The sequence below is a fragment of the Sulfurimonas sp. genome, assembly GCF_050296975.1.
In the GTDB taxonomy this organism is placed as follows: domain Bacteria; phylum Campylobacterota; class Campylobacteria; order Campylobacterales; family Sulfurimonadaceae; genus Sulfurimonas.
This window is the reverse complement of record NZ_JBNKRX010000031.1, coordinates 28179-44771: the sequence shown is the minus strand read 5'-3', so window position 1 is coordinate 44771 and position 16593 is coordinate 28179. Positions and strand designations below refer to the sequence as shown.

The following is a 16593-nucleotide window of genomic DNA, read 5'->3' as shown; positions in this document are numbered from 1 at the left end:
TTATTTAGACTCCACACGATCACGTCCATTATGTTTAGCATTGTATAAACATTTATCTGCATGTTCTAAGGCATCTTTTAGTCCAACAGAATCTCTTCGCTGACTCACTCCAGCACTTACAGTGACATTTATCCTCTCACCTCTATACATAAACTTTGATTTTTTCACATGCTCACGAACTTTATTTGCAAACACAACACCACCTTTAACATCTGTATCGCTTAGCAGTGCCATAAACTCCTCACCACCATAACGCCCTACGATATCAACATTTCTACACTCTTTTTTAAGTATTCTTGCAAAAGCAGAAAGGACAGCATCTCCTGCACCATGTCCATAAGTATCATTTACTTTTTTAAAGTGATCTATATCAAACATAATGATTGTAAAATTTCGCTCATATCTTTTAAACTCACCCTCTTTTAAGTCTAAAAACTCATCAAGTGCGCGTTTATTGTAAAGTTTTGTTAAAAAGTCCTCTTTAGAATCTTTTTTAGCTTCCTCTAACTCTTGTTCAAGCTTTTTAATTTTTACACTCATAGCCATAACATCTTGATTATGATTTTTTAAGTCTTTTGAAAGAGCAGCCGTATTTTTCTCTAGTGCTACTGCTATAGTAAAAAGCTTTTGATGTGCTAGTTTAAAGTTTGAAGTTGTTTTTTCATTATATGATTCTAACTCTCTTTTTATCTCTTGTATCTCAACATTAGAGCTATCAGATTTTTCAATCATATCAATTAAACGAAGTGAAAGTTTATCAAGCACTCCATCGATTGACTCGATCATCTCTTTTACACTTTTTTTATCAAGTGCAATTCTAAGAGCAATAGCAGCTTTTACTTCATTCTCTATACTATCGTCATCAAGAATTTGTGGATTTTTACGAATCTTTTCACTTAAATCTGCGATGGTATCATTCACGCTAGAGGCGATAGATGGTACAAAAGAAGCGACTAAGAACCTTGCTACTTTTTCAAGACTTATATTATTTTCTACAACTCCATAATCTATCTCTTGTAACCCCTCTATTGTCTTTTTAAGGTCTGTTGTATCGAGTTTGCCTAAAGATTTGAGTTTATGTAAAAAAGTATCATCATACAGAGTTATAAAATTTACCCATCTTTGTCTAAAACTATCTAGCTGATCTGGTTTTGGGGCATTATCAAGCAGATCAATCGTTTTACGAGCTAACTGAGTTGCTTCTTTATTATGAAGGACTTCAACAACTTGTAAAATTCTTTTTGTAAGGATAGATTGTGCTTCTAGTGTATCGGAACATAAAGTTTGATTAGTACGGTTTATTTTGGAGATTAAAAACCTAGCGAATTCATGCATAGTATTGATACGATAGTTTTTGAGGTCTTTTTGAAGTTCTTTATTGAGCATCTCTTTGTATTTCACAAGATGATTACAATCTTCAATATTCATATTGGCTTTTGTTGCTTCTTTACAAAATGCCTCAGCATAAAAATCCGGAGTGAGGAGTTTACCCTCATCTTTTAATCGTTTAACTGCATTGTTGATAATAGCCTGGATAGTCATAACTACTCCCTATTTTTTAAAGATCCCTCTGCTGAGACTTTAGCAATAAATGAATCAATAGCTTTTGCAGCAGAGTATTTAATCGCATTAAATCTCTCTTGATCTGTAATAATGGCGTTTGGTTCTACACTAAAATCATACGTTCCATATGACGTGTAAGCTTTTTTTTCAGTACCACTCTCTCTTGTGATATGAAGGACAACTCTTGCTCGATATCCAATAACGTAACCATCACTATTATATTGAATTGGTGTATAAGCGGGTGAAGACATCTGTATATCTAAGTGTGTATCTGCATCTTTTCTCTCAACAAGTGAATTATGAAATACAGAGACGACTGCAGCATCTACTGCATCTTTAATAATTACAGTATTTTCAGGATCAACAAGTGAAATGTATACACTCGTAGAGATTTTTTCTCCAGTAACATTACGAGAAAATTTTGAGCTTGGTTTGTATCCACAACTATTGAACCCTATTGTCAAAAGTGATAACAATGTAAAATAGAGTAGATACTTTTTCAAAATCTAACCTTTTATTACAATATTTACAAGCTTATTAGGTACTACTATCTCTTTTACAATCTCTTTACCATCAAGCCATTTAGCCACAACCTCTTTGGCATTAACTATTATATCCTCTTTAGAAGCATCTTTTGAGACCTCAATTTCACCACGGTTTTTCCCATTGACTGAAACACCTAACATGATAGAGTCTTCAATAAAAACCTCTTCTAAAATTGTTTGTTTATCAAGGTTTTTAAGATTAAAATACTTTTCACTTATCTCCCAACAAGTATGTGGAATAACCGGCTCTAAAATTGAAGTAAAAATCCAGTAAGCTTCAGTCCAAACATCTGCATTATCTTGCGCATTGAGTGCATTCATTGCTTCCATAACACCTGCAATCATTGTATTAAAAGTGTATCTCTCATTATAAACTTCCTCTGAACGTTGTAATGCTTCATACACTTTTTTACGCGCAAATTTCTCCTCTTTAGAGAGTGTTGCATGATCGATTATTGGAATTGTATCAGTCACATTCACATTAACTGAACGTTCAAAAAAACGTTTGATAAATCTATATGCACCTTCAACACCACTATCATTCCACTCTAACTCTTGTGTTGGTGGTGCTGCAAAAAGGATAAATAAACGTGCAGTATCAGCTCCATATTTTGCAATAATCTCATCAGGGTCAACTGTATTGCCTTTAGATTTTGACATCTTTGCACCATCTTTAAGCACCATTCCTTGAGTAAGCAATCTATCAAACGGCTCGTCAAACTCTAAGTAACCCAAATCACGGAAAACTTTTGTAAAAAATCTTGCATATAAAAGGTGAAGTATCGCATGTTCAATCCCACCAATGTAATGATCTACTCCCATCCAGTACTTAATTTGCTCTGCTGAAAAAGCTTCGTCTTCCCAGTTTAACTCAGATGCACAAAAACGTAAAAAGTACCAACTAGATTCAACGAATGTATCCATAGTATCTGTTTCACGAACTGCGTCTTTACCACATTTTGGACATTTGCAGTGTTTCCAAGTTGGGTGTTTCTCTAATGGATTTCCCTCACCTGTAATTACAACATCCTCTGGAAGTGCAACTGGTAAGTTTGCTTTATCTTCCATAACTAATCCACAATTATCACAGTGGATAAAAGGGATAGGCGCACCCCAGTAACGCTGACGTGAAACACCCCAGTCTTTTAGTTTGTAGTTTGTAGTTTTTTGACCAAGTTTATTTGCTTCAAAATGCTCAATGATCTTTGCCTGAGACTCTTTTGAATTCATTCCATCAAAGATTGAAGAGTTAAAAAGCTCACCAGCATCTGTAAATGCTTTTTTATCAAGCTCTAATTCACCCTCGTAAGGTTTGATAACAGCATTGATCTCTAAGCCGTATTTTGTAGCAAACTCGTAGTCACGATCATCATGTGCAGGTACTGCCATAACTGCACCTGAACCATAGTCCATAAGTACGAAGTTTGCAATCCATACAGGGATTTTCTTTCCGGTTAAAGGATGTACTACGTTGAGATCTAAACTTAGTCCAGCTTTCTCTTTTTGTCTGTCAATATTTGAAGCGTTGATCATAGCTTCAATCTGCGCAATTTTTTCATCTGTGATCAGTTTATTCTCGATCATATATGAAACTATTTTATGCTCAGGAGCAAGGGCTGTATAACTTACACCGTAAATAGTATCTGGACGAGTTGTGAAAACATCAAAACTCTCAAATGCGCCGCCAAGTTTTGCTTTTGAATCCTCATCAAAGAACAGATCAAATGCTAGACCGTTTGATTTTCCGATCCAGTTCTCTTGCATTGTAAGCACTTGTTTTGGCCAACCACCCTCAAGCTTTTTAAGATCAGCCAAAAGCTCATCAGCATACGCCGTGATCTTAAAGTAGTACTGGTTCATATCTTTTTTTACGATCGGAGTATCACATCTCCAACAACACCCGTCAACTACCTGCTCATTTGCTAAAACAGTTTGATCGTGAGGGCACCAGTTAAGCATCCCTTTTTCACGGTAAAGCAAACCTTTTTCATACATATCGATAATGAATGCTTGTTCAAACTTTGTATATAACTCGTCTGAAGTAGCTAACTCACGTTTTTTAGAGAATGAAAAACCGAGTGAGTAAAACTCGTTTTTCATATAGTCGATATTGTCGTATGTCCAAGTTTTCGGGTTTGCATTATTTTTGATCGCTGCATTTTCTGCTGGCATACCAAAACTGTCAAACCCGATTGGGTGAAGCACGTTTTTACCTTGTTGTCTGTGATAACGTGCAAAAGCATCACTTATAGAGTAATTTCTAACATGTCCCATATGTAAACGTCCACTTGGGAAAGGGAACATTGAGAGGATATATTTTTTCTCTTTTGTAAAATCCTCACTTGGTTCAAAACTATTGTTTTCTTGCCAATAATTTTGCCATTTTTGCTCAATACTTTTTGCGCTATATTCCAATTAAATATTCCTTGATAAATAGTTCTTAATATTCTTCGTGTGTTTTGGAACTCTCAATATATACAAGTCCCATAGAAAATACATTGGCAATAAGTGCACCAATTGCAAGTGCAATAGCCCAAGTATCATCTCCAACAATTACTAAAAATATAAATGCTGGTATTAAATGTAGATCAGCAACGAGTGAAGATGCAAGAAGCTCAGCTGAAAGAAGATTTCTAACCCCTATTTTTAAAACTGTTGAAACTAAGTTTACACTTGCTGCAACAAACAGTGAAATAGCAGTATTTTCATATAAAAATCCTGCAATTGATGTTAAACTCATTAACGAAAAAAATACGTATATTACTTTACCCCAATCCATTGTATCTCCTTTTTTACATTACGCCAGATTCAAACTGTTGGCGCATTCTCTCTTTTTCTGCTTCACGTTTTGCTTTTTGTGCTAATTTTTCGTGATAATTTTTTACATTAAATCCAAACCACATCAATATCGGTGATGCTACAAATATTGATGAATAAGTTCCCACAATTATACCCACTAACAACGTAAATGCAAATGGATGGATAATCTCCCCACCAAACATAAAGAGTGTCAGTACAACAAAGAAAGTTGTTAATGATGTAAGTGTAGTACGAGCTAACGTTCTAGTCACTGATTCGTCTATAATCTCTCCAAGAACAGTTTGCTTACTTGTTTCAATCCCTTCACGAATACGGTCAAAAACGATAATAGTATCATTGAGAGAATACCCAAGAAGTGTTAGCAAGGCTGCTAACACATCAAGATTTACATCGATTCCAGATAAACTTACAGCCCCAAGTGCGATTGAAACGTCGTGAATTAATGCGACAATAGAAGCAACAGCAAAACGCCACTCAAATCTAAACGCTACATACACTAAAATCCCAATGATTGCTAAGAGCATCGCCTTGATCCCTTTTTCACGCAGCTCATTTCCAACTTTTGGACCAACTATATCTACACGACGAACTTCATAATTTCCTGTTCCTTGTAACGCTTGACGTGTAAGATCACCAATATCAGTTGTTACACTTGCTGTTGTAGTTTTTAAACGAATTACTACTTCATCACTCGATCCAAACTCAGTAATTGAAGCATTATTAAAAACTTCATTAGCATCTAGTTTTTTTCTCATCTCATCGATCGGTGCAGTTGTATCGTATTTTACTTGAACTATCGTCCCACCAGCAAAGTCAACACCATAATTCAGCCCTTTTGTTGCCAAAACTGCATAAGAAGCCAAGATCATCACAATAGAGATAATTGCAGCAAATTTTGATTTGCCCATAAATCCAAAAGGTTTTGTATATTTAAAAAATTCCATCTCTACCCCTTGATCCCAAACCAAAATTTATAGTTTTTACTTTTCATCATTTTATTCTCTAACATCTGATAAATCCCGTGTGTACCAAGTATTGCTGTAAGCATCGACGCTAAAATACCGATACTCATCGTAATAGCAAAACCTTTAATAGCCCCAGTTCCATACACATATAAAACAACAGAAGCAATTAGTGTCGTAATATTTGCATCTAAAATTGCACTCATCGCATTTGCATATCCATCTTCTATCGCTTTATGCATTGATTTACCCTCGTTGATAAGCTCACGAATACGCTCAGAGATAATTACATTGGCATCAACTGCCATACCAACTGTTAAAACAATACCAGCCATACCAGGAAGTGTAAGTGTCGCACCAAAAAGAGACATTACTGCTAAAAGTAAAAAGAGGTTTGCAATAAGTGCAATGTTTGCAATTACACCAGCCATACGGTAATACACAACCATAAATGCAATAACTAAAACAAATCCACCAATAAGTGCAACCATAGAAGCTTGGATCGAATCAGCTCCAAGACTTGGTCCAACTGAGCGTTTTTCTTCCATGTAAATTGGTGCTAATAACGCTCCACTTCTAAGAGCAATCGCTAAATCTTTTGCTTCAACAACTGTATAGTTTCCTGAGATTTGTCCAGAACCTCCACCTATACGCTCGTTGATATTTGGTGCTGAATATACCTTGCCATCAAGTACAATTGCTAGACGTTTATCTACATTTTTCCCTGTAAAATCGCCAAATATCTCTGCACCCTCAGCATTAAGTTTAAAGTTAATTACTGGACGGTTATTTTGGTCAAATCCTACATTTGCATTTGTCAACATTCCACCATCAAGTATTGGAATTTCACGTACTAGGTATTTTATCTGTGGATTTTTTACATCTTCTAAGATAGTATCCCCATACGCAGCAGCATCTGAGGCACTCATATTATAAACACGACCTGCTCTATCTTCATCTACAGCCATTAGCTCAAGCTTTGCAGCACGACTAATTAGTTCACGAGCACGCTGTTCTTCCTCTTGTGTTTTGATACCTGCGAGTTCAACTAAGATTTTCTCTTCCCCTTGTTTTGCAACAACTGGTTCAGATAAACCAAACTGATCAAGTCTGTTTCTGATAGTTTCAATCGCTTGATCGATTGCCATTTTTTTTGTTTTTTCAATCTCTTGTGGAGTTAGAGTTACTGAAATAATTTGATTATTAATGCTTACAACTGAACCCTCAATATCTGCAACATACTCTTTAATTTTTGCAATCTCATCACCATCTAAAACTTCAAACTTTACACTATTATCATCAAATGTCAAACCATCAATTAAAATATCATTACGTTCTGTGAAATGTTTGATACTAGCTGTGATAGATTTAATACGAGATTTTGTAGCTTCTTCTGTTTTGACACCAAGAAGCATATGTAGACCACCTTGAAGATCAAGACCTAGAGTGATTTTTTTTCCACCTTCAGTTTGAAGCAGTGAAGGGATAGAGAAAACTATCCCAAAAATAATTGCTAAAGTGAAGATTACAATACGATAATTAAGCTTCATCCTCATACTTCTTTGCAATAGAGTCTTTTGTGATTTTTACGATTACGTCTTTATTCATCTCAACGCTGAAGAAATTCTCTTCAACTTTATGAACAACAACAATAAAGCCACCAACAGTGATAACTTTATCACCCTTTTTAAGTGCTTCGATCATATCTTTTTTAGTTTTTGCTTCTTTTTGTTGTGGACGAATAATCACAAAGTACATAATTGCGATTAGAAATACAAACGGTAATAATTGAGAGATTAATTCCATACCTAAACTTCCTTATTTGAATAAAATTGGGAGATTATACAAAAACAATACTAATATCTTAGTAAAATTGTGTAAAATGTTATTATGAATGAAAAAACAAAAGATATTTTATTTGGACTCGCTAGTGCTATATTGTTTAGTGCATTTATTTATTTAAGTGCAATTGGACTAGAAAATAAACTTCTCAACACTGCTGTAGGTTTGATAGCTATTGCATCAATTTTATACATACCTAAGCGTTCAGTTTTGGTAGCTGGTTTTTCGATTGGGGTACTTTGGTTTTATTGGATAGGGTTTAGTTTTGAGTATCAAGGGGTTGGTTTTATGATCCCTATAGTCACTCTAGGATTTGGACTGCTTTATATGCTTTTATTTCTCCCTATGTATTTTACAACAAATCCATTTTTTCGTGCGATGGTTTTACTCGGGCTGAGTTATTTCCAACCTTTTAACTGGAACTGGTTTAAACCTGAACTTCTTTTTATAGATAGTTTTATAGGGGTATATAAATATCAGTTTGCTATCGTACTATTTGCATTATCTGGCGCAGTTTTTGCTTATAAACATTATCCAAAATACAAATACTTTCCACTTATTTTACTTGTCTTTGCCATCAATTTTGGTTATCCGCATCAAAAAATTCTTCCATTAAATGTGAAAGTTGTACAAACAGATATAAAGCAAGAGGATAAATGGGAAGAAAAAAATCTTTATAGCACTGTTGAGATGATTTTTAAGGAAATTGTACAGGCAAAACGAGAGGGCTATGAAGTAGTAGTCCTCCCCGAATCAGTTTTTCCTCTTTTTCTAAATAAAAATCCAAAACTTATAGAAAAGTTGCAAAAACTCTCACAAGAAATCACCATAATAGCTGGAGCCTTATTTGTTGAAGATGGTAAACATTACAATGTAACCTATATGTTTGACTATGGAAGATATTCTATAGCAAAAAAAGTAGTCCTTGTCCCTTTTGGCGAGTATATTCCACTGCCCTCTTTTATGAAAAAATTTGTAAACGATACTTTTTTTAACGGTGCTAGCGATTTTGTAACTGCAAAAGAACCAACTGATTTTACTATCGGAAAAGCAAAAATAAGAAATGCCATCTGTTATGAAGCTACAACAGATGCTATTTATCAGGGAGATGTTGATTATGTTGTAGCTATTAGTAATAATGCTTGGTTTGCCCCATCGATTGAACCAACACTCCAGCACCTTCTTATGAAATATTATGCAAAAAAATATGGTGTTACAATCTACCACTCAGCAAACTACAAAGGCAGCGGTGTAATCAAATAAAAACGCATTTTTAGATATAATACGCAAAAATTCTATACAGATTAGGATACGTTTTTATGTTAAATCTTAAAAATCCAAATTTCTATCATAACCGCGAACTTTCATGGCTACAGTTTAATACAAGAGTTTTAAAACAAGCTCAAGATGAGACTTTACCATTACTAGAGCGTCTTAAATTTCTTGCTATCTATGGAACAAATTTAGATGAGTTTTATATGATTCGCGTTGCAGGTCTAAAAAAACTCTTTTCTGCTGGTATTATCGTCTCAGGTGCAGATAGACTTACACCATTGCAACAACTACGTGAAATTAGACATTACCTACATCAAGAGCAACAAGTGGTAGAGCATTGTAGAACAGAGATTTTTAAAAAACTTGAGGCTGAAGGGATTGTTGTAAAAAATTACAATGATTTAAACAACCAAGATAAACACAAAATAAATCGTTATTTTCAAGAAAATATCTATCCTGTCATTATCCCTATTGCTGTTGATCCTACACACCCATTTCCACACTTAAATAACTTAAGTTTTGGACTGATTGTCAAACTTCAAGATACTGAAAATGAAACTATTGAGCGTTTTGGAATTGTTCGTGTACCACGTGTTTTAAGTCGTTATGTTGAACTTGGAGAGGGTATATATCTCCCAATTGAAAGTGTTGTTGAGCAACATGTAGAAGAACTTTTCCCAGGATATAAACTACTTAAATACGCTTCATTTCGCGTAACTAGAAATGCTGATATCGAGATCGAAGAGGAGGAAGCTGATGACTTTATGGAGATTCTTGAAGAGGGGCTAAAACTTCGTAGAAAAGGGGAAATGGTACGCCTTGAAGTAGGAAGTAATGCAGATGATGAAATCATCAACTTTTTCAATCGCCATGCAAATGTATATAAAGATGATATTTATAAATTTCATACTGATTTAAACCTTTCAAGTCTTTGGCAAATTATTGGGAATAAAGATTTTGCACACCTTTTAGCACCATCATTTAAACCAAAAAATATCCCTCCTTTAGATGCAAATGAAAACCTTTTTGCTCTATTAGAAAAACAAGATATTTTTATGTATCACCCATATGAGAGTTTTGAGCCAATTGTTAAACTTATCCAACAAGCTGCAAAAGACCCTGATGTTGTATCTATCAAAATGACACTTTATCGCTCAGGTCAAAATTCACCAATCGTACGTGCACTTATGGATGCAAGTGAGAGTGGAAAACAAGTTACTGTAATGGTTGAGCTTAAAGCTCGTTTTGATGAAGAAAACAACCTTATCTGGGCAAAAGCACTAGAGAAATCTGGTGCACACGTTATTTATGGAATCAAAGGTTTAAAAGTACATGCAAAAGCAGCACTTGTTACTCGTAGAACAAATGGAAGATTGAAACAATACGCTCACTTAGGTACTGGAAACTATAACCCATCAACTGCAAAAATCTATACAGATATGAGTTATATGACAAGTAAAGATGAAGTCACGAATGATCTTACACGTTTTTTCCACTTTTTAACTGGTTTTAGTAAAAAAGGAAAACTCAATGAGCTCTATATGGCACCATCACAGATCAAACCAAAACTGCTTTCTCTTATACACAACGAAACGAGACAAGGGGAAAATGGTCGCATAATTGCAAAAGTAAATTCACTGGTTGATGATGATGTAATCCTCGCACTTTATAAAGCAAGTCAAGCTGGTGTAAAAGTTGACTTGATTGTTCGTGGAATTTGTTGTTTAAAACCTGGAATTGAAGGGATAAGCGATAATATTAGAGTTATCTCAATTCTAGGAAAATATCTTGAACATGCCCGTGCATTTTATTTTAAAAATGATACTTCAAAAGTATATATCTCAAGTGCCGACTGGATGCCAAGAAATTTAATGAGACGTATAGAGCTTTTAACTGCTGTTAAAGATGAAGATGCGCAACAAAAAATTATTCAAATTCTAAATCTTCAGTGTTCAGATACTGTTCTTGCTCATGAACTCCATAGTGATGGGACATATACAAAAGTAAAAGCTGACGAGCGTTCTATCAATAACCATAAACTTTTAGAAGAGTATGTCAACAAAATCTCAAAAGCGACTAGAAAAGAGTCATCAACAAATATTCAACATTTGATTGAGCGATTATTTATAGAGAGTTAGGAAAATATTATGATTTATGATTTTAAAAACTACTCCCCTAAAATTGGGAACAATACATGGATTGCACCCTCAGCTGATGTTATTGGTGATGTAGAAATTGGCGAAGATTGTTCTATCTGGTTTGGCACAGTAGTACGAGGTGATGTACACTATATTAAAATCGGCGATAGAACTAGTATTCAAGACTTAAGTATGGTTCACATTACACACCATAAAGGTGAAGATAGACAAAAGCAAGGCGATGGAAGTCCAACAATTATCGGCAACGATGTAACAGTTGGTCATAAAGTGATGTTACATGGATGCACAATCGAAGATGCCTGTTTAATCGGTATGAGCGCTACTATTTTAGATGATGCAGTGATCGGTAAAGAGAGTATCGTTGGAGCTGGAAGTTTAGTGACTAAAGGAAAAAAGTTTCCACCAAGAAGCCTCATTATGGGAAGTCCTGCAAAAGTTGTACGTGAACTAAGCGATGATGAAGTAGCTGAATTATACGCTTCAGCTAAAAGATATGTCTCTTTTAAAAACGAGTATAACTAATTTTATACACTATTTATTGTAAAAACTATTATAGAACTGTTTTGCAGTTCTTCCACTTTTAGAAGCTCTACTTTGGGCAAACATTAAAGCCTCTTTATGTAAAGCTTCTCTATCCCCTTTATAATCTTGAAAGTAACTATCTACTATCTCTAAATAATCTTTTTGCGTACCATGATAAAATGAAAGCCATAACCCAAAACGATCACTAAGAGATATTTTTTCTTCTACACTATCTCCATAGTGTATCTCACCATCATTTTTTACTTTTGTATTGAAGTTTTCACTGTTGTATTCTGGCACAAGATGTCTTCTATTGGATGTAGCATATATCTTTATATTTTCAGGAGCAGCTTCTATAGAGCCTTCAAGGATTCTTTTTAAACCTTTATACCCTTTTTCACCCTCTTCAAAAGAAAGATCATACAAAAGACTATAAACCTATATGGTAAATCTCTAATCATATCTGCTATCTCTATAAGGTCATCCATATCATCTCTATCTATCTCAATTACCCTGAGAGATTGATCCTTATATTTACTTAGAAGTGCTTTGATTAAAGAAGATTTTCCTGTACCTCTCGCACCCCAAAGCAACACATTATTTGAGGGAAGTTTTTGTAAAAATCGCTTAGTGTTTTTGATAAGTTCTGTTTTTTGAGATTCAATTCCTATCAAGCTTTCAAATTGAACATCTTCTAGATATTTTACAGGTTTTAAAAAAGCTTTTTTCGATCTCCATATCGCTGCATAACAGTTTTTAAAATCTATCTTTTGTTCCACTATATTTTCCTTAGTTCTACATACCAATGAAACTCCCCAGACATAACCATGACTTCATCAGCATCTTTTAAATCAATACAAATGATTATAACACCTCTATTTTTTTTAAGCAACTGTTGTTCAAACTTTTCTTGACTTTCTCGCTCTACAGAAGCATATGCAAAAACATTTTTAGTTGTAGGTTTTTTATATTGAATGTTGGAAGAGCGAAGTAAAGGAAGAGCTTTATCTTTATACTCTGGAAAAAGTGATTGTAGATAAATACCACTTGCAGTTTCTGCTAAAGTAAACAATGCTCCTGCATGTAGTGTATCTAAGTGATTGAGTAGATGCGAGTCATACTCTAAAGAGAGGATTTCATCAGTTTGTTGAATACCCACATGTTTGACAAATGGAATCTCTACACTCTCCATACTATTTCCCATACGCACGTAAAATTTTAGAAAATTTAAATAAAAATGCCCCATGATCGAGTGCATCAAAGATATCTGCATCACTCCATCCAAGTTGTTTTAAACTTTCAATTTCCATTACACTAAAACCTTCTGGTTTTCCCATAGTATCCATAACAACATTAAAAAGTTTTTGATGTCTTTCATCAAGTGGAAGTGGCTCAAATTCGCTATAACCTTTTGCTTTTAACATCTTTTCATTAAACTTATAACAGTATGCAAAATTGTACTTTTTTGCAATGTTATACCTAAGAAATATAAAAAAATCAGGATTAATATTTTTATGATTAGATATATAGTTTATCTCCTCTAAAAACATCATAAATCTTTGAGGATTTATTGTTGCATAAAGCTCAAAATGTGGAGGGATAAACCCTAACTTTTGTTTTATTCTTCGTAAAACTATCTGTATCTCTTGGTTTGGATTTGATTCTACTATAAACATATACTATCCTTTTAATATATTAGACTATTTAGTCTAGTGATAGTGTAAAAAAATCTAGCTTAAATTAGACTAAATAGTCTAATTTTTATAGCTTTCTAACTCATTGAGTATATATTTGCTTTGAGAAAGAAAATTTTTTGAAGAAGACAAAGAGGGAGATAACGAGAGGATTCCCCATACACCACTGAGTATAAAGCCTGAAAAAGACTCTACATCTAAACTCTCATCAAACTCCCCTATCTCTATCCCTGTTTGTAATAATGTGCTAATACCAGTTTTCATCTGTAGGGCTTTTGAAGTTAAAATGGTGTCAAACTCACCATCAACAGGACTAAGTTCTACCATAAGACGATAGAGTGGACACCCATACTTTATAAGGAGTGCATTCTTAGAAAGATTTGCAAAAACATCCCGAAAAGTTTCTAAAATTGTTTTATCTTTCTGTTTATCATACACAAAAATCTGATCCATCTTTACAAATAAACGCTCTTGTATCATCGCTAAAACAAGAGCTTTTTTTGATCTAAAATGATGGTACATAGAACCTTTAGGAACTTTTGCTTTTTTTAAAATGGCATCTATAGAAGTTGCCGCATATCCATGAATATATACCTCTTCAAAAGTGATATCTAACAACTTCTCGCGTGTAACTTGTTTTTTAGCCATAAGAAAATTTTTACGTTCTATAATCCGCGTTGATTTTTACGTATTCGTATCCCAAATCGCAGCCAAATGCAGTAAATGTACCATTTCCAAGACCTAGGTCACAATAGATTGTAAACTCATCTTTTTTCATAATAGCCGCTGCTTTTGGCTCTAACTCTGCATTAAAGTAAAGATTCCCTTTTTCATATACACAAACATTATCAAAAGAGATAGTAAGTGTTTCTTCCTTTGCATATGCACCACTAGCACCAACAGTTGAAGCTATACGCCCCCAGTTTGGATCTTCACCATAGAGTGCAGTTTTTACAAGTAAAGAGTTGGAAAGTGCTTTAGCTACAACTTCAGCTTCATCATCACTTTTTGCACCTGTGACTTTATATGTTACTAGTTTAGTAGCACCCTCACCATCTTTTACCATCTGTTTAGCTAAGAATTCCATAACTTGATATAAAGCATCTTCAAAAGCACTCTCATCAAATGCACCACTTTTAGAGTTTGATAGAAGCATTACAGTGTCGTTTGTCGATGTATCTCCATCAACAGAAGCTGCATTAAAAGTTGTCATCACTGTATCATCAAGTATCTTTTGCATCTTAAGTGAAGCGATATCTGCATCTGTTGTTATAAAACATAACATTGTTGCCATTGCAGGATTTATCATCCCAGCACCCTTAGCCATAGCACCTATATGAAAAAAACTCCCATCACTGAGTGTTACTTTAAAAGCTATCTCTTTTTTAAAACTATCTGTTGTCATGATAGCCTGTGCTGCTGCAGTTGGATTTTTTTGCGATAAATCAAACTTTGCCAAACCCGCAATTAATTTCTCTTTTGGAAGTCTTACACCGATCACACCAGTTGAACTCATAACAGGATTATTTACTTGGCTTGGTAGGTGTGAAAGTACCTCTTCTATATCTTTTAATCCAGCAATACCCGTCATCGCATTGGCATTTTTAGAATTGATGAGTACAAAATTTGTTTTAAACTCACCCTTTGCTTTAAAGTGTTTAATAGGTGCAGCAGCCATTTTATTTGTCGTAAAAGTTGATGCTATATCACATAAAGTATCTGCATAGATAAAAGCCATATCTTTATTGTTATTTAGCTTTAAACCTGCACTTATTCCATCAGCAAAAAAACCAGTTGCAGCGCATACACCACCTTCTATTTGCTCTATTTTATACAAATTTCAATTCCTTAGGTTTTAATCTTTTCTTGAGTATATCTCTTGTTATTTTTATACCTGTTTGTGTCCCAATTACTAAAAGTTTACACTCACTAGTAACTAAAACATCCCCTTTTGGCATCGCCATAAATTTTCCATCTTTTTTTGTAATTCCAACTACAGATGTATTTGCGATCTCTCGTATATGTGTCTCTTTGAGTTTTTTCAGAACTGCCCAAGAGTATTTTGGTACTTCGATCTCTTGCATATCGATCGGATTATCAGTTTTATATAAAAATTCCTCTAACAGGTTTTCCATATCTGGACGAGCTGCCATCGCTGAAACCCTTTGTGCTGTAAGTTTTGTTGGACTTACAACTGTATCTGAACCTAGTTTTTTTAGTTTTTCAACATCGCTCATAGATTCAGCGGCTGAAATTATATAATAAGGTCTTGGTAAAAAATGCTCTTTTTCAAAAAGCCTTACTGAAGCAATTAAGGCAATATTATCAGCAATAGAATCCGAGAGTGTAATCAAACCTTTTGCAGAAGCTAAATGCGCTTTTAACATTGACATTTCTGCATGTGGTTCAGCTTGTAAGAAATGTGGATACTTATACTCAAGTGCCCACGCTTCTATCTCAGCTCTTGGATCAATCACAACAAAAGGGATGTGATTTTTACGTAACTGTTTTGTCACCTCAATAGTGTAGTCATTATGATAACACACAACAAAATGTTTTTTTAATCTTGCGATTTTATATAACATTCTTCGCTCCTTAAATATAGCTACTAAGTGCCCCTTATTTAGCTCAGATATCAAAATACCTATCGCACTAGAAAATACAGCAAACCCTGCAATAATAAGATTGATTGTAAAGATTCTACCCGCATCTGAAATTGGACGAATCTCTCCAAAACCTACCGTAGTAAATGTTACAGCTGTTTGATAGATTGCATCAATAATTGGAAAATCATCTATAAGAACATATCCAGTAGTTCCTATCAACATGACAATTACAGTTAAAATTAGGGGTAAACGAAATGCTTTTAAGTGGGGGTAAACTTCAGGTAGAAGTTTTGGTTCAGGTTTGGGAGCAGACTCCCAATTTAGAAATTTACGAATCCTTTCTAAAAGATTCAAAACCTGTTCCTATCGAATTACGAATTTTTCTTAAGTGTGCGTAATTCTCTTGCAGAAATCTTAATTTTTTTCGTTGTACCATCTTCTAATGTGATACGCACTGTTCTTAGGTTTAGTAAAAAACGACGTCTTGTTCTGTTTTTCGCATGAGAAACATTGTTCCCACTCATTGGCCCTTTGCCGCTGATAGCACATCTTCTTGCCATTTTAGTATCCTTGAATGATATTTTAAAGTTGCGAATTATATCAAA

The 16593-nt window shown here is 34.4% G+C and carries 16 protein-coding genes and 1 pseudogene; 3 read left to right on the top strand and 14 right to left on the bottom strand.

The window, feature by feature from the left end; all coding sequences use genetic code 11:
- The 7 genes from ACQY56_RS09200 to yajC are packed head-to-tail and all read right to left on the bottom strand — an operon-like array spanning position 1 to position 7696.
- Entirely contained in the window at positions 1-1542 is a 1542-nt protein-coding gene (locus tag ACQY56_RS09200) for a GGDEF domain-containing protein (protein ID WP_428737954.1), read from the bottom strand.
- A gap of 2 nt (positions 1543-1544) precedes the next feature.
- A complete protein-coding gene (gene lptE / locus ACQY56_RS09195) occupies positions 1545-2066 on the bottom strand; it encodes an LPS assembly lipoprotein LptE (RefSeq protein ID WP_428737953.1) in 522 nt (173 codons plus the stop codon).
- A 3-nt stretch (positions 2067-2069) separates the two neighbouring features.
- On the bottom strand, positions 2070-4523 hold the full coding sequence (gene leuS, locus ACQY56_RS09190; protein WP_428737952.1) for a leucine--tRNA ligase: 2454 nt from the start codon (positions 4521-4523) through the stop codon (positions 2070-2072).
- A gap of 25 nt (positions 4524-4548) precedes the next feature.
- Positions 4549-4887 carry a DUF6394 family protein gene (locus ACQY56_RS09185; RefSeq protein WP_428737951.1) on the bottom strand — a complete coding sequence of 113 codons (339 nt, stop codon included), beginning with the start codon at positions 4885-4887 and terminating at the stop codon, positions 4549-4551.
- Between the two features lie 13 nt (positions 4888-4900).
- A complete protein-coding gene (secF, locus tag ACQY56_RS09180; protein ID WP_428737950.1) occupies positions 4901-5872 on the bottom strand; it encodes a protein translocase subunit SecF in 972 nt (323 codons plus the stop codon).
- A 2-nt stretch (positions 5873-5874) separates the two neighbouring features.
- A complete protein-coding gene (gene secD, locus ACQY56_RS09175; protein ID WP_428737949.1) occupies positions 5875-7440 on the bottom strand; it encodes a protein translocase subunit SecD in 1566 nt (521 codons plus the stop codon).
- On the bottom strand, positions 7430-7696 hold the full coding sequence (gene yajC / locus ACQY56_RS09170) for a preprotein translocase subunit YajC (RefSeq protein ID WP_428737948.1): 267 nt from the start codon (positions 7694-7696) through the stop codon (positions 7430-7432). The genes secD and yajC overlap by 11 nt, the downstream gene beginning before the upstream one ends.
- 84 nt (positions 7697-7780) lie before the next feature.
- Between yajC and ACQY56_RS09165 the strand changes: the two genes are divergently transcribed.
- From ACQY56_RS09165 to ACQY56_RS09155, 3 genes are read left to right on the top strand one after another with little or no spacing between them, the layout of a single operon-like run.
- Entirely contained in the window at positions 7781-8995 is a 1215-nt protein-coding gene (locus ACQY56_RS09165) for an apolipoprotein N-acyltransferase (RefSeq protein ID WP_428737947.1), read from the top strand.
- Positions 8996-9051: 56 nt separating this feature from the next.
- Positions 9052-11145: an RNA degradosome polyphosphate kinase gene (locus ACQY56_RS09160; protein ID WP_428737946.1), complete on the top strand. Its 2094-nt coding sequence runs from the start codon at positions 9052-9054 to the stop codon at positions 11143-11145.
- A 9-nt stretch (positions 11146-11154) separates the two neighbouring features.
- Positions 11155-11688, top strand: a complete 534-nt coding sequence (locus ACQY56_RS09155) for a gamma carbonic anhydrase family protein (RefSeq protein WP_428737945.1) — start codon at positions 11155-11157, stop codon at positions 11686-11688.
- Between the two features lie 9 nt (positions 11689-11697).
- Here the strand turns inward: ACQY56_RS09155 and ACQY56_RS09150 are convergent.
- The 7 genes and pseudogenes from ACQY56_RS09150 to rpmB form a co-directional block, all read right to left on the bottom strand.
- A pseudogene (locus ACQY56_RS09150) lies at positions 11698-12455 on the bottom strand (ATP-binding protein).
- Positions 12456-12466: 11 nt separating this feature from the next.
- Positions 12467-12892, bottom strand: coding sequence for a PaaI family thioesterase (locus ACQY56_RS09145; RefSeq protein WP_428737944.1), 426 nt, complete (start codon positions 12890-12892; stop codon positions 12467-12469).
- Positions 12882-13364, bottom strand: a complete 483-nt coding sequence (locus tag ACQY56_RS09140; protein ID WP_428737943.1) for a hypothetical protein — start codon at positions 13362-13364, stop codon at positions 12882-12884. Before ACQY56_RS09140 ends, ACQY56_RS09145 begins: the two co-directional genes overlap by 11 nt.
- A 78-nt stretch (positions 13365-13442) precedes the next feature.
- Positions 13443-14030, bottom strand: a complete 588-nt coding sequence (locus tag ACQY56_RS09135) for a TetR/AcrR family transcriptional regulator (protein ID WP_428737942.1) — start codon at positions 14028-14030, stop codon at positions 13443-13445.
- Positions 14031-14040: 10 nt separating this feature from the next.
- A complete protein-coding gene (gene argJ, locus ACQY56_RS09130) occupies positions 14041-15219 on the bottom strand; it encodes a bifunctional glutamate N-acetyltransferase/amino-acid acetyltransferase ArgJ (protein WP_428737941.1) in 1179 nt (392 codons plus the stop codon).
- Positions 15212-16342 carry a potassium channel family protein gene (locus tag ACQY56_RS09125; RefSeq protein ID WP_428737940.1) on the bottom strand — a complete coding sequence of 377 codons (1131 nt, stop codon included), beginning with the start codon at positions 16340-16342 and terminating at the stop codon, positions 15212-15214. Before ACQY56_RS09125 ends, argJ begins: the two co-directional genes overlap by 8 nt.
- A gap of 17 nt (positions 16343-16359) precedes the next feature.
- Entirely contained in the window at positions 16360-16548 is a 189-nt protein-coding gene (gene rpmB / locus ACQY56_RS09120; protein ID WP_428737939.1) for a 50S ribosomal protein L28, read from the bottom strand.
- Between the last annotated feature and the right edge of the window lie 45 nt (positions 16549-16593).

Coding starts and splice junctions, on each gene's coding strand:
- ACQY56_RS09200 (WP_428737954.1), bottom strand. CDS start 1,542: ATGACTATCCAGGCTATTATCAACAATGCAGTTAAACGATTAAAAGAT.
- ACQY56_RS09185 (WP_428737951.1), bottom strand. CDS start 4,887: ATGGATTGGGGTAAAGTAATATACGTATTTTTTTCGTTAATGAGTTTA.
- secF (WP_428737950.1), bottom strand. CDS start 5,872: ATGGAATTTTTTAAATATACAAAACCTTTTGGATTTATGGGCAAATCA.
- secD (WP_428737949.1), bottom strand. CDS start 7,440: ATGAAGCTTAATTATCGTATTGTAATCTTCACTTTAGCAATTATTTTT.
- yajC (WP_428737948.1), bottom strand. CDS start 7,696: ATGGAATTAATCTCTCAATTATTACCGTTTGTATTTCTAATCGCAATT.
- ACQY56_RS09165 (WP_428737947.1), top strand. CDS start 7,781: ATGAATGAAAAAACAAAAGATATTTTATTTGGACTCGCTAGTGCTATA.
- ACQY56_RS09160 (WP_428737946.1), top strand. CDS start 9,052: ATGTTAAATCTTAAAAATCCAAATTTCTATCATAACCGCGAACTTTCA.
- ACQY56_RS09155 (WP_428737945.1), top strand. CDS start 11,155: ATGATTTATGATTTTAAAAACTACTCCCCTAAAATTGGGAACAATACA.
- ACQY56_RS09145 (WP_428737944.1), bottom strand. CDS start 12,892: ATGGGAAATAGTATGGAGAGTGTAGAGATTCCATTTGTCAAACATGTG.
- ACQY56_RS09140 (WP_428737943.1), bottom strand. CDS start 13,364: ATGTTTATAGTAGAATCAAATCCAAACCAAGAGATACAGATAGTTTTA.
- ACQY56_RS09135 (WP_428737942.1), bottom strand. CDS start 14,030: ATGGCTAAAAAACAAGTTACACGCGAGAAGTTGTTAGATATCACTTTT.
- rpmB (WP_428737939.1), bottom strand. CDS start 16,548: ATGGCAAGAAGATGTGCTATCAGCGGCAAAGGGCCAATGAGTGGGAAC.